Below are 12,291 nucleotides of genomic sequence, written 5' to 3'. Positions count from 1 at the left end.
CTCATGGCCCGCGCGCAGCAGCGGCGTGCAGATATAGGAATGGATGTGATACCAGACGCGCCAGACCGGCAGCGGCAGGCCGAAGAAACCGAACGACGCCAAATAGGGAAAGGCACCGATCAGCTGGCGCGATCCTCCTTCACCAGCGTCAGTCCATACCAGTGCCACCCGCACCTTCGAGCCGCCTTTCAGATGCTCCATCGCCGCCGTCAGCGAATAGGCTTCAAACTGGCTGTTCGTATCCGCAGAAGCAGCACTCAGCGCCTCAAGCTCCGCCAGGTAAGGCGTCAGCGCATCGGCACTTTCCAGAATGATGATGTCGGCACTGGGCGGGCTCTCATGCAGAAAACGCGCGGCATGGGAAAGTGTGACCACGGAAAGCTCGCTGTTGATGCTCTGTGAGCGAACCGGAAGTCGAAAGCGAAAGGGAGGACGGCCAATATCAGTCACAGAACTTTCCTTCACTCAGGCAGATTGTTGTGCGCAGCCGCGCCCGACCGACAAGATGAATGCAGTGATGCCAAGGCGGCGGCGAACCACCATCGCAAGGCAAAGCGTCGCGATCAGAACTGAAATCGCCGTCGAGGACGCCGCGCCCATCGTCCCGTAGCTCGGGATCAGAAGCAGGTTTAGCCCGATATTCCCAATGGCCGCCGCCGCATAGATGACGGCAACGATGTTCTGATTGCCGGTCATGTTGAGCAGATATTCGGTGGGGCCCGTCGCGGAGCGCGCAAGGAAACCAAGCATCAGAACGACAAGCACTGGATAGCCCGTCTCGAACCCTTCACCGAAAAGCTCGAGCACAAATTCGCCGACAAGCAGCAACGCCACACCGGCGAGGAGCGTCGGCCAGAACATCGCGTGAATGACACCACGCACAAAGCGCTGCAATTCCTGATGCTTGCCCGCGCCATGCAGCTCTGCAAATTTCGGCACGGCGAGAGCGTTCAGCGAGAAGAAGATGAAGGCCATAAGATTGGCGATGCGCGTTGCCGCGAAATAAAAGCCAACCTGATCGGGATCAACGAAATAGCCGAGCAGAACGATGTCGGTATTCGTCATCAGCAGATAAAGGCCTTCGACGAGCACGAGCGGCGTCGAAACCGCAACCCAGTATTTCGTGTGATAGACGGGCTTTGCCGCCGGAACGGCTTGCCGCAAACGGCGCATGAAGACAATTCGCTGGCCGATCACCGTCAGCACCGAGGCTCCAAGCGCGCCAAGCGTGACCTGCATGGCCGTTGCACCGCCCGTCGCAAAAAGCAGCGCGCCTGCTGCAAGCACAATCAGAAGCGGGCGCAGAATATAGGCTGGAATATAGGCGAGGTTCACCCAGCCAAAGGCGCGCGCCGCACCCTCCTGCCAGTCCGTCATGGCAAAGGCAGGCACACAAAAAAGGGCGAGCGCAAGCGGCCAGACATAATAGCTTTCGATGTGCCCGCGCAGACTCCACAGCAGCAGCAGACCAGCGAGCGCCGCCACGAAGCCGGAGAGCAGCACCACACCAAGCGACGCGCGGATGAAGCCCGTCAGACGCGCCCAGCGTTCCTTCGTCCGATATTCAGGAATGAACCGCAGAACCGAGGTGCCGAAGCCGAGCGGCACCACAATGCCGAGCATGATGACCCATACCCAGACATAAGAAAAAATACCGTACTCGAAGGCACCCATCCAGCGCGCGAGCAGCACCTGGCTCAGAAGCGCAATAGCCGCACCCGCGATGCGAATACCCATGACAAAGGCAGCGCCGCGCACGACCCCGCTCAGATGCCCGTCCTGAAGACGCGCTATGAGCGGACCGGCAGCCCGTCTGAGAGGTTGCGGCAAAGCAGCGGCGGAAATCATCGTCATAGCCCTTACGCCCGGGCAGTATGTGCCGAGAAAAACCCACCGAACGCGGCACGCAACCGGGTAAACCCTTGCCACAATACCGGCGTCTGCTTGATGAAACGTTTAGCCCGAAGATAGGCAATCTTCGGCCCCAGAACGGCCCAGCTTGCAAAAGTGTCCGGCTCGAAATGGTCATAGAGCGGCACTTCGAGCTCGCACCACTGCTCCTTGTAGGCCTCGTCGCCGATCGTGAAGTCGAAAACGGTGTGGCCCTCTTCCGTGGCATGGGCCATCAGTTCCATGAGCTGTGCCATGCCGGGGCTGAAACGCGCAGTCTCCGCCGTCTCGTCATAGGCCGCGAGGATGTAGTGGTAGCGCCCGCCGAAGCTGAGCCCGCAGCTTGTAGCGGCCACCGTGTCGCCGACGCGCATATGGCTGAGATGGAAAAGCTCTTCCGCCTCCGGGTTGGTCGCGAGGTCGCGGTAGAAATCGAGATGGCCGGGCTTCTCGAAGAAATTGGCAACGCCCATCCGCGCAAAGGCGACTGATTTCTGCTTGGCAAGCGCATCGAAACACGCAACCCGCTCTTCCGCCGTGGCGGGCGTGATGAAGGAAACCTCGCCCAGCTCTTCCAGCTTGCGGCGCTTCTGCTTGTCGCGCTTCTTGCTGCCGGAAGAGCGCTTCTCATTGTAATAGGTCGCCCAATCTTCCTTCAGCACCGTGCAGTGCGCCGAGGAAGCGTGACGACGAAGGCCACCCAGCGTCATGAAGGGGTTGGCCTGCCCGCCAATGCGCTCCGGCATCCGGCTCAGCGCCGCCATATGGTGAATGGGCAGCATCTCACGAATATCGGCCCAGAGGTTCGGAAACTGCGCCGGGCTTACATGCCAGACGAAATCCCTGGCGAGCAGCGGCCCCTGATAATCCGTGATGTCGCCACCGAGCCAGACGAGCTTGTTACAGACAAAGCCGCGCTGCACACCGAGCGGAAAGATGAAAAGCGCACCGCCTTCATTGTCCCATCCCACGACAATCGCGGGACGAATGCCCTGCTTCGTCCCGATATGGCGCTGCCATGCGGAAACCCAAAGATAGCTCTGGAAAGGCGTGCCGTCGCCGTCACGTTCCAGCACCTGCCAGACTTCCTTCAGCGGCTCGATATCTTCATGGACCGAGAGCAGGATTTCCGGGCGTCCGGCGCGGTTTTGCTGGCGCACAGGGCTGTTTTCAGCCTGTCTGCCGGTCGCGAAACCGGCCAAATCGGTAAAACGCTCAAACGCGGTGGTCAGCGGCGTCATAGGGGGCCTCGCCTTGCTGTATGTCTCTTTGCGGCATGGCGCGAGCGATCGTTTCCCGATTCTGGACGCGTCATGCCATCTGCCCCTGTCGTTGCAAGCGCCGTGCAAGTTGCACGTCGTTAACCTTTGCAGGGCAAACTGCGCCGCATGATCGAGGAAGCCCGTTCCACCCCTGCGCAAAGACCATCGCTGATGGGAAAGGCCCTGCTCGCCCTCCAGTCGAGCGGCGCCTGCCGCCTCGCGCCGAAATCACTCGCAGGCATGGGCGTCATCTTCATGCTGCATCGGGTGCGCGAGGATGAGGGCAAGGCCTTCGCGCCGAACCGAATCCTCGAAATCACGCCGTCCTTCCTCGACCGCACGATCCGCTTCGTAAAAGACCGCGGCTATCGCTGCGTGAGCCTTGATGAAGCCGTTACGCGGATTGAAGAAGGCGATTGCTCGGAGCGGTTCGCTGTCTTCACGCTGGATGACGGCTACCGCGACAATCTGACAGACGCCCTTCCCGTCTTTGCCCGCCACGACACACCCTTCACCCTCTATCTCACCACCGGCCTGCCGGATGGCGATGCCGAAATCTGGTGGGTGGCGCTGGAGCGTGTGATCGCAAAGGCAGATGAAGTGGCAATCGACATGCCGGACGGGCCGCTGCGTCTGCCCACGCGGACGTCTGAAGAAAAGAACGCCGCCTGGAAGCGCATCTACTGGCCGCTGCGCGAATTGCCGGAAGAAGATTTACGCGCAAAGGTGCGCGGGCTTGCAGAAGCCCACGGCATCGACATGCGAGAGTTGACCCGCGAACTCGCGCTCAACTGGGATGAGGTACGCACCCTCGCCGCCCACCCGCTCGCAAGCGTTGAGGCGCACACCGCGGCCCATTTCGCACAAGCCCGCCTTTCCGCACGCGACGCGCGCCTCGACATCGAAAAAGGTGTCGCGCGGATGGAGGCAGAGCTTGGGCGTCGCCCGCGCCACTTCTCCTACCCCTATGGAGACCCCGGCTCCGCCGGCCCGCGCGATTTTGCGCTGGCACAAGCACTCGGCTTCCGCTCCGCCACCACAACGCGCAAGGGGATGATCCATCCCGGCCACGCGCGGCGCATGTGGAGCCTGCCCCGGCTTTCGCTCAATGGTGATTTTCAGGATTTGCGGATGCTGGAAGCGCTGATGAGCGGCCTGCCCTTTGCCCTTGCCCGGCCGATCCGCTCCCTCGGCATTGATTGAGGCTCAGACCGCACCCGAGGCGTCGTCGGATTTGGTCTGCTGCCTGCGGCCCCACCAGACCTCGACCCGCCGCCTTATGCGCCGCACAGGGTGCAGGTCCACCGAGAGCACGAGCACGCCCAGCGGCAGCATCCAGAAACCAAGAATCGGCAGGAAGCCGAGTATCCCGCCGCAGATCAGGATGATTCCCAGGACAATCCGGACGAGAGGCGGCCCGGGGACATGCACTTTCCTGCTACCGAATCGTACCGCCGCCATGAAATTCCAATCTCCGGAGATATCCTCAGCGGCGAGAACCGCTTCCTTTGGGCAGATAGAGCCGAAAGGTGGCAAGAACAAGACTTTTGCACTGGCAAGGGCCGAATGTCTTTGCTATACGCAGCCCACATCGACGGCGTGTCGAGCGCCCTGTCGATCTGCTCCCCGGTAGCTCAGTGGTAGAGCAACCGGCTGTTAACCGGTTGGTCGCTGGTTCGAATCCGGCCCGGGGAGCCATTCTCTCTCTTCCAGAAATCAAGCCAGATCAGCGAAGCGGCAGGTCCGACCGGTCCTCAGCCCGCGCGCGTGACGATTCCCTCCGCCTCGCCTATCACCGCGAGGAAGGCCTTGCCGTAGCGCGAGATCTTGGCGCCGCCTATGCCGGGAATGTCGGCAAGCGCCGCCGCATCTGCCGGACGCCGCCGCGTCATCTCCCGCAAGGTCGTATCGTGGAAAATCACATAGGGCGGCACGCCCTGCTCCTTGGCAAGCCGCAGCCGCTCCGCGCGCAATGCCTGAAAAAGAGCTTCATCTTCCGGCGACGCCCAGGCTTCCGCCTCTGTAGCCGCGCCTCTGCGCCGCCCGCCTGACAGGGCCGGGTCGCGCCGAAGCTCGATCTTCTGCTGGCCGAGCAGGACGGGCCGCGCCTCTTCCTCAAGAGTCAGCGCGTTAAAGGCCGCATGATCGACAGCAATGATGCCGCGTGCGGCAAGCTGCCGGAAAACGGACTGCCAGCCCTTTCGATCAAGCTCCCGGCCCACGCCAAAGGTCGGAAGCTCGTGATGACCCGCGCGCTCCACTTTCTCCGTCATGGTGCCGAGCAGCACATCGATGATGTGCCCCGCGCCATAGCGCTGCCCCGTGCGATAGATCGCCGATAGCGCCTTGCGGGCGGCTTCTGTCCCGTCCCATAGCTCGGCAGGCTCAAGGCAGGTATCGCAATTGCCACATTCGCCGCCATGCGCCTCGCCGAAATGCGCCAGCAGCGCCTGCCGCCTGCAGGCAACCGTCTCGCAAATGCCGAGCAGCGCATTGAGCTTCATCCGCTCGACCTGCTTCACCTCATCGGGCGATGCGCCTTCATCAATCATGCGGCGGCGAAGCGTGGCATCGCCCATGCCATAGACCATCCAGGCAGCAGCAGGCAGCCCGTCGCGCCCCGCGCGGCCCGTTTCCTGATAATAGGCCTCGACGCTTGAAGGCAGATCGAGATGCGCGACGAAACGCACATCCGGCTTGTCGATCCCCATGCCGAAGGCAATGGTCGCGACAAGCACTAGCCCTTCCTCTTTCAGAAATGCATCCTGATTGGCGTCACGCACCTCACGATCCAGCCCCGCGTGATAAGGCAGCGCCGTGAACCCTTCCTCCACCAGCCACTCCGCCGTCTCTTCCACCTTGCGGCGGCTCAGGCAATAGACAATGCCGCTCTCGCCCTTCCGCGTCTCAAGGAAGGCGCGCAACTGCCGCCGTGCATTATCCTTCCGTGCGATTGTGTAGGAGATGTTCGGCCTGTCGAAACTCGCCGAGAAAACGCGCGCCTCATCAAGCTGCAGGCGATGGATCAGATCGCCCCGCGTCTGCGGGTCCGCGGTCGCCGTCAGCGCAAGGCGCGGAACGCCGGGAAACTTTTCCTTGAGCGATGCAAGCTGCAAGTATTCCGGCCGGAAGTCATGTCCCCACTGGCTGACGCAATGCGCCTCGTCAATCGCGATGAGCGCCAGCGGAATGCGCGAGAGAAACTCCGTGAAGCCGTTGCTCGCCAGCCGCTCCGGCGTGATATAGAGAAGATCAAGACGGCACGCCGCGAGATCATCGCGCACCCGCCGCGCCTCCTCCGGCGAAAGGGTTGAATTGAGGGCCGCCGCTGCAACGCCCGACTGACGCAAGGCTTCCACCTGATCGCGCATCAGCGCAATGAGCGGCGAGACAACAACGCCCACCCCTTTCCGGCAGATCGCGGGTATCTGATAGCAGAGCGATTTGCCTGCACCCGTCGGCAGCAACACAACCGCATCGCCGCCTTCAACGACATGCCGAACGATCTCCGCCTGCTGACCACGGAACGAGGGAAGGCCGAATACCTCCTTCAGAACCTTTTCAGCATCGGACATGGCAACTCTTCTCTCAAAACCCGCGCGGGCGACTCACTCTTGCGCGGCCCCAAGCTACCACCCCGCGCCGCGAACCAAACCCGAAAGGCTGACGCATTTGTCATCCGGGCCTGCTAGCTTGGCGCATCCTTCCTTTCACTACCGGAGTCCGACATGGAATCCCGCCTCATTCCCACACCACGCAGCCTTGCCGACATCGATCTTCGCTCGCGCGAGGTGATAGGCCGTGGCTGGGGAAAGATTGAACGCTTCATCTTCCGGCACCGCCGTTTCGGTGGCGAGTGGTCGCGGGAGATCACACGCGATGTCTATACCATCGCAGAAGTCGTGAACGTGCTGCCCTATGACCCCGCCCTTGATGCGGTGGTGCTGATCGAACAGTTCCGCACCTGCGGCCTCGTCTGGGGCGAGGCGACATGGCTTTTCGAAGCGGTCGCCGGTATCCGCGACGAAGGAGAAACGCCGGAGGAAGTCGCACGTCGCGAGGCGGAAGAGGAAGCCGGATGCAGCGTCACTTCGGTCCATCCCGTCACGAGCGTATGGTCATCGCCGGGCGGCTATGGCGAGCGCGCCCATCTCTTTATCGGCATGGGTGATTTCTCATCCGTGGGCGGGCTGCACGGGCTTGCAGAGGAAGATGAAGACATCCGTGCCGTGCTCGTCTCCCTCGCGGAAGCCCATGCGGCCATTCAGGACGGGCGCATTGTGGACGCAAAGACAATCCTTTTGATTCAATGGCTTATGCTGAACCGTCAAAACCTCGCCTGAGATGGGGTTTTTCGCCACCGCTTGAACCCGGCTGCCTCGCTCCGTATGTTGGCACCACCAGCCTTTCCGGCGTGGCACCCCGCCCACGAAAACAGAAAACACGCTCATGGATATCAAGAACGGCCTCGTCGACTCGATCGGCAACACCCCCATGATTCGGCTGAAGCGCGCCTCGGAAGAAACGGGCTGCGACATTCTCGGCAAGGCGGAGTTCCTGAATCCCGGCCAGTCGGTGAAGGATCGCGCGGCGCTCTACATCATCAAGGACGCGGTGGCCCGCGGCGCACTCAAACCGGGCGGCGTGATCGTTGAAGGCACGGCAGGCAATACCGGCATCGGCCTTGCGCTGGTGGGCAACGCGCTCGGCTTCCGCTCCGTGATCGTGATCCCTGAAACGCAGTCGCAGGAAAAGAAGGACATGCTGCGGCTCTGCGGGGCTGAACTGATCGAGGTTCCGGCCGTTCCCTACAAGGACCCGAACAACTACGTGAAATATTCCGGCCGTCTCGCCGAAGAACTTGCCGCGAAGGAACCGAACGGCGCCATCTGGGCAAACCAGTTCGACAATGTGGCAAACCGGCAGGCCCATATCGAAACGACCGGCCCGGAAATCTGGGCGCAGACAGATGGCAAGGTCGATGGCTTCGTCTGCGCTGTCGGCACGGGCGGCACACTGGCGGGCATCGGCATGGCGCTGAAAGAGCGCAACAAGGACGTGCAGATCGCCATTGCCGATCCGATGGGCGCGGCGCTCTACCACTATTACAAGCATGGCGAGCTGAAGGCCGAAGGCACCTCTATCACCGAAGGCATCGGTCAGGGCCGCATCACGGCGAACCTCGAGGGCGCGCCCATCGACCGCGCCTATCAGATACCGGATGAGGAAGCGCTTCCCATCATCTTCGATCTGCTGCGTTATGAAGGTCTCTGCCTCGGCGGCTCCAGCGGCGTCAACATCGCGGGCGCAATCCGGCTGGCGAAAGATCTCGGCCCGGGTCACACCATTGTCACCGTCCTTTGCGACTATGGCACCCGCTACCAGAGCAAGCTTTTCAATCCGGCCTTCCTGAAGGAAAAGAACCTTCCTGCCCCGGACTGGCTTTGATCGCTGAAAGACACGCCGATGGCAGATGAGGCCGCCTCCCCGCTGGTAACAACCGAATGGCTCGCGGCCCGTCTCGACGCGCCGGACATTCGCGTTGTCGATGCCTCCTGGTATCTGCCGCAGGCGCAGCGCGATCCGAAAGCCGAATATGCGGCAGCGCATATTCCGGGTGCCGTTTTCTTCGATATTGACGAGATTTGCGATCTCGACAGCCCCTATCCGCACATGCTGCCGGACCCGGCAAAGTTCTCGTCGCGCGTCCGCGCCATGGGCCTGGGTGATGGCAACCGCATCATCGTCTATGACGGTGCGGGGCTTTTCAGTGCCGCACGCGTCTGGTGGATGTTCCGCGTCATGGGGCATGAAGATGTAGCAGTGCTCGATGGCGGGCTGAAAAAGTGGAAGGCGGAAGGCCGCCCGCTGACAGACATTATCCCGCGCCACTCCGCACGCCACTTTACTGCAAGACGCAACACCGCCCTCATTCGCGACCGTGACGCGATGCTGCGCAATCTCGACACCTGCGACGAGCAGGTGCTGGACGCGCGAAGCGCCGCCCGCTTCTGTGCAAAGGAGCCGGAGCCACGACCCGGCCTGCGTGGCGGGCATATTCCCGGCAGCCTCAATCTCCCGGCAAGCGAGCTTGTGGCGAGTGACGGCACAATGAAGAAGCCCGATGAACTGAAAGCACTTTTCGAGAAAGCGGGCATTGATCTATCGCGCCCCGTCGTCACCACTTGCGGCTCGGGCGTCACTGCTTCCATTCTCGCGCTCGGTCTTGCCGTTCTCGGAAAACCGCATGTTCCGGTTTATGATGGCTCATGGGCCGAATGGGGCGCAGACAAGGGCCTGCCTGTCGAAACATGACAGACGGCCTTGCTCCCTGGCTATGAACAGAGATCGATATGGGCAGGAAGCGCAAGACAATCGTCACCCATCTGGAGATGCTGGCAGAGCCGCGCCTGCCGCCCTGCCCGCGCCCGCACGGCAAATTCGCGCTCATGCGCGCGGAAAAGCCGCCAATCCATTTCTACCGCTATCTCTATGACACGGTTGGCCGCGACTATTTCTGGGTGAACCGCAAGCGCCTTTCCGATGAAGCGCTGGCGCGCATAATCCATGACCCGGAAGTAATGATCTGCGTGCTCTATTGTGACGGGTCGCCAGCGGGTTATTTCGAACTCGACTTCCGCTCCATGCCGCAGGTCGAACTTTCCTTCCTCGGCCTCATGCCGGAACATATCGGCTCTGGCATCGGTAGCTTCATGCTGCGCGAGGCAATCCTTACTGCCTGGTCACGCAAACCCGGCCGCCTCATCGTCCAGACCTGCACGCTCGACCATCGCCGCGCGCTCCCCCTCTATCAACGCATGGGCTTTACCCCTTGCGGGCAGGAAGAGGTGGAACTGGAAGAGCCGGATTGATGTGTTTGCATCAACGACATGGATGCGCGGATGAAGCCCGCGCATGACGGCGTAAATCAGGCACTCCCGGTCGCCTAATGCGCCAGCACCTGCGCAAGAAACTCCTTCGTCCGCGCATTCTTCGGAGCGCTGAAGAATTCCTGCGGCGGTGCTTCCTCGATAATTTCGCCCGCATCCATGAAGACAACGCGGTTTGCCACTTCGCGCGCGAAGCCCATTTCATGGGTCACGCAAAGCATGGTCATGCCTTCCTGCGCAAGCTCCACCATCACGTCGAGCACTTCCTTGATCATTTCGGGGTCAAGCGCCGAAGTCGGCTCATCGAACAGCATGACCTTCGGGTTCATGCAAAGCGCACGGGCAATCGCCACGCGTTGCTGCTGGCCGCCTGAAAGCTGCCCCGGATATTTGTTCGCCTGTTCGGGAATGCGGACGCGCTCCAGAAACTTCATCGCGAGATCATGCGCGTCCTTTTCCGGCATCTTGCGCACAGAGAGCGGCGCCAGCGTGCAGTTCTCAAGCACCGTCATATGTGGAAACAGGTTGAACTGCTGGAACACCATACCGACATCGCGCCGCACTTCATCAATGCGTTTCAGGTCTTCCGTCAGCTCCACACCGTCAATCCAGATATGCCCTTCATCATGGGGTTCCAGATGATTGATCGTGCGGATAAGCGTGGACTTGCCGGAGCCGGACGGCCCCGCAATGACAATGCGCTCACCCTCCTTCACCGTGAGATCGATATTCTTCAGCACATGGAAATCTCCGAACCATTTATGCACGCCTTTCATCTCGATCATCACCTTGTCGGAGATGGTGAGAGTGCGGGCCGGTTTGTCGTTTCCATCTGACATGCTGTTCTCCTAGCGTCCGCGCGATGTATCGAGCCGCCGCTCCATGAAGTTCGAATATTGCGACATGCCGAAGCAGAATGCCCAGAAAACCAGCGCGGCAAAGATATAGCCGGTCAGCGCGCCTTGAGGCAGGCTCCAGCTCGGATCGCTGAGCTGCGCACGCACCTGCCCAAGCAGATCGAAGATGCCTACAATAAGCACCAGCGTCGTATCCTTGAAGAGACCGATGAAGGTATTGACGATGCCGGGAATAACGTGGCGCAGCGCCTGCGGCAGCACCACACGCATCATCGTCTGCCAATAGCTGAGGCCAAGCGCACGCGCCGCCTCATACTGCCCCGCCGGGATCGCCTGCAAGCCGCCACGCACTACTTCCGCCATATAGGCCGAAGAGAAGAGCGCCACGCCGACAAGGCAGCGCAGCAGATTATCCGGGTTCACCCCTTCCGGCAGGAAGAGCGGCAGCATCACGCTTGCCATGAAAAGCACGGTGATGAGCGGCACGCCGCGCCAGAACTCGATGAAGATGATGCAGACCATCCGTATCGCGGGCATACCGGAGCGCCGTCCGAGCGCCAGCAATACGCCAAGCGGTAGCGAGGCGACGATACCCGTGACGGCGACAACAAGCGTAACAAGCAACCCGCCCCATTCGCTCGTCGGCACGGGCGGAAGCCCCGGCCTGTCGCCCGCGAGAAGCACGATCGCCACCAGCGGATAGACAATCAGCAGAAAGACAAGATTGAGGCGCCGCGCCGGAAGCCCCGGGATGAGCATCGGCACGATAACGGCAACGCCAAGCGCGAAGGTGAGATTGACGCGCCAGATTTCCGAAGGCGGATAGCGGCCATAGATGAACTGGTCGATATTCGCCCAGACAAAGGGCCAGCACGCGCCTGCCCCCGGCTCCAGACACGCATCGCGCGTCGTCCCCGTCCACACCGCGCTGAAGATCGTGAAATCGAGCACAGGCGGAATGGTGAGCCAGAGAAGATAAAGCGACACGATCGTCAGAAGCGTATTGCTGACGCTCGAAAAGAAATTGCGCCTTACCCATTCGACAGGGGCCGCATTCTTCTTGCGACGGTGGGCGGGACGACCTGTCACATCATCCATGACCATAGCTCACCGCCCCTTCAGCGCAATACGCGCATTGTACCAGTTCATCGCAAGCGAGGTGAGAAGGCTCAGCGTGAGATAAACCGCCATGGTGAGCGCAATCACCTCTATCGCCTGCCCCGTCTGGTTGAGAACGGTGCCGGAGAAAACCGCAACGAGATCAGGATAGGCAATCGCAACGGCAAGCGATGAGTTCTTGGTGAGATTGAGGATCTGGCTGGTGAGCGGCGGAATGATGAGCCGCAGCGCCTGCGGAATAACAACAAGCCGCAGCGTCGTGCTCTCCTTGAG

General features: G+C 61.2%; 12 protein-coding genes, 1 tRNA gene and 1 pseudogene. 6 read left to right on the top strand and 8 right to left on the bottom strand.

Annotated features, from left to right (window positions below; all coding sequences use genetic code 11):
* The 3 genes from WBF74_RS10470 to WBF74_RS10460 all read right to left on the bottom strand — a co-directional run.
* Positions 1-450, bottom strand: a 450-nt coding sequence (locus WBF74_RS10470; RefSeq protein WP_424439240.1) for a hypothetical protein, incomplete at its 3' end; no start/stop codon positions are given.
* Between the two features lie 15 nt (positions 451-465).
* A complete protein-coding gene (locus WBF74_RS10465; RefSeq protein ID WP_424439237.1) occupies positions 466-1,854 on the bottom strand; it encodes a flippase in 1,389 nt (462 codons plus the stop codon).
* A 5-nt stretch (positions 1,855-1,859) separates the two neighbouring features.
* The gene (locus WBF74_RS10460; RefSeq protein WP_424439234.1) at positions 1,860-3,131 is read right to left on the bottom strand and encodes a GNAT family N-acetyltransferase; all 1,272 of its coding nucleotides are present in this window, start codon (positions 3,129-3,131) and stop codon (positions 1,860-1,862) included.
* Between the two features lie 147 nt (positions 3,132-3,278).
* Between WBF74_RS10460 and WBF74_RS10455 the strand changes: the two genes are divergently transcribed.
* Entirely contained in the window at positions 3,279-4,355 is a 1,077-nt protein-coding gene (locus WBF74_RS10455) for a polysaccharide deacetylase family protein (RefSeq protein ID WP_424439231.1), read from the top strand.
* Between the two features lie 3 nt (positions 4,356-4,358).
* Here WBF74_RS10455 and WBF74_RS10450 read toward each other — a convergent pair whose 3' ends face one another.
* Positions 4,359-4,613 carry a hypothetical protein gene (locus tag WBF74_RS10450; RefSeq protein ID WP_424439228.1) on the bottom strand — a complete coding sequence of 85 codons (255 nt, stop codon included), beginning with the start codon at positions 4,611-4,613 and terminating at the stop codon, positions 4,359-4,361.
* A 162-nt stretch (positions 4,614-4,775) separates the two neighbouring features.
* Here WBF74_RS10450 and WBF74_RS10445 point away from each other — a divergent pair.
* Positions 4,776-4,850 (top strand) — tRNA-Asn (locus tag WBF74_RS10445).
* A gap of 56 nt (positions 4,851-4,906) precedes the next feature.
* Here WBF74_RS10445 and recQ read toward each other — a convergent pair.
* Positions 4,907-6,727, bottom strand: coding sequence for a DNA helicase RecQ (recQ, locus tag WBF74_RS10440; protein WP_424439225.1), 1,821 nt, complete (start codon positions 6,725-6,727; stop codon positions 4,907-4,909).
* A gap of 153 nt (positions 6,728-6,880) precedes the next feature.
* Here recQ and WBF74_RS10435 point away from each other — a divergent pair, with 153 nt between their 5' ends.
* The 4 genes from WBF74_RS10435 (at position 6,881) to WBF74_RS10420 (ending at position 10,024) form a co-directional block, all read left to right on the top strand.
* Positions 6,881-7,495, top strand: coding sequence for an NUDIX domain-containing protein (locus WBF74_RS10435; protein ID WP_424439222.1), 615 nt, complete (start codon positions 6,881-6,883; stop codon positions 7,493-7,495).
* Between the two features lie 106 nt (positions 7,496-7,601).
* Positions 7,602-8,600 (top strand): cysteine synthase A, encoded by a 999-nt coding sequence (locus tag WBF74_RS10430; RefSeq protein ID WP_424439219.1) that lies wholly within the window; start codon positions 7,602-7,604, stop codon positions 8,598-8,600.
* Between the two features lie 18 nt (positions 8,601-8,618).
* Positions 8,619-9,467 carry a 3-mercaptopyruvate sulfurtransferase gene (gene sseA / locus WBF74_RS10425; RefSeq protein ID WP_424439216.1) on the top strand — a complete coding sequence of 283 codons (849 nt, stop codon included), beginning with the start codon at positions 8,619-8,621 and terminating at the stop codon, positions 9,465-9,467.
* Between the two features lie 38 nt (positions 9,468-9,505).
* Positions 9,506-10,024 carry a GNAT family N-acetyltransferase gene (locus WBF74_RS10420; RefSeq protein WP_424439213.1) on the top strand — a complete coding sequence of 173 codons (519 nt, stop codon included), beginning with the start codon at positions 9,506-9,508 and terminating at the stop codon, positions 10,022-10,024.
* Positions 10,025-10,098: 74 nt separating this feature from the next.
* On the opposite strand, the gene WBF74_RS10415 is transcribed toward WBF74_RS10420, so the two are convergent.
* The 3 genes and pseudogenes from WBF74_RS10415 to WBF74_RS10405 all read right to left on the bottom strand — a co-directional run.
* A complete protein-coding gene (locus WBF74_RS10415) occupies positions 10,099-10,881 on the bottom strand; it encodes an amino acid ABC transporter ATP-binding protein (protein WP_424439210.1) in 783 nt (260 codons plus the stop codon).
* A gap of 9 nt (positions 10,882-10,890) precedes the next feature.
* On the bottom strand, positions 10,891-12,003 hold the full coding sequence (locus WBF74_RS10410; protein WP_424439207.1) for an amino acid ABC transporter permease: 1,113 nt from the start codon (positions 12,001-12,003) through the stop codon (positions 10,891-10,893).
* 3 nt (positions 12,004-12,006) lie between these two features.
* Positions 12,007-12,291, bottom strand: a pseudogene (locus tag WBF74_RS10405) (amino acid ABC transporter permease); the annotation flags it as partial.

Origin of the sequence: Parvibaculum sp., from assembly GCF_049672805.1 — a bacterium.
In the GTDB taxonomy this organism is placed as follows: Bacteria; Pseudomonadota; Alphaproteobacteria; order Parvibaculales; family Parvibaculaceae; genus Parvibaculum.
The sequence above is the reverse complement of the archived record's forward strand: the minus strand, read 5'-3'. Positions and strand labels throughout refer to the sequence as shown.

What these genes read in the sequence shown, in the direction of transcription:
- WBF74_RS10465 (WP_424439237.1), bottom strand. Translation starts at nt 1,854, where the DNA reads ATGACGATGATTTCCGCCGCTGCTTTGCCGCAACCTCTCAGACGGGCT.
- WBF74_RS10460 (WP_424439234.1), bottom strand. Translation starts at nt 3,131, where the DNA reads ATGACGCCGCTGACCACCGCGTTTGAGCGTTTTACCGATTTGGCCGGT.
- WBF74_RS10455 (WP_424439231.1), top strand. Translation starts at nt 3,279, where the DNA reads ATGATCGAGGAAGCCCGTTCCACCCCTGCGCAAAGACCATCGCTGATG.
- WBF74_RS10450 (WP_424439228.1), bottom strand. Translation starts at nt 4,613, where the DNA reads ATGGCGGCGGTACGATTCGGTAGCAGGAAAGTGCATGTCCCCGGGCCG.
- recQ (WP_424439225.1), bottom strand. Translation starts at nt 6,727, where the DNA reads ATGTCCGATGCTGAAAAGGTTCTGAAGGAGGTATTCGGCCTTCCCTCG.
- WBF74_RS10435 (WP_424439222.1), top strand. Translation starts at nt 6,881, where the DNA reads ATGGAATCCCGCCTCATTCCCACACCACGCAGCCTTGCCGACATCGAT.
- WBF74_RS10430 (WP_424439219.1), top strand. Translation starts at nt 7,602, where the DNA reads ATGGATATCAAGAACGGCCTCGTCGACTCGATCGGCAACACCCCCATG.
- sseA (WP_424439216.1), top strand. Translation starts at nt 8,619, where the DNA reads ATGGCAGATGAGGCCGCCTCCCCGCTGGTAACAACCGAATGGCTCGCG.
- WBF74_RS10420 (WP_424439213.1), top strand. Translation starts at nt 9,506, where the DNA reads ATGGGCAGGAAGCGCAAGACAATCGTCACCCATCTGGAGATGCTGGCA.
- WBF74_RS10415 (WP_424439210.1), bottom strand. Translation starts at nt 10,881, where the DNA reads ATGTCAGATGGAAACGACAAACCGGCCCGCACTCTCACCATCTCCGAC.
- WBF74_RS10410 (WP_424439207.1), bottom strand. Translation starts at nt 12,003, where the DNA reads ATGGTCATGGATGATGTGACAGGTCGTCCCGCCCACCGTCGCAAGAAG.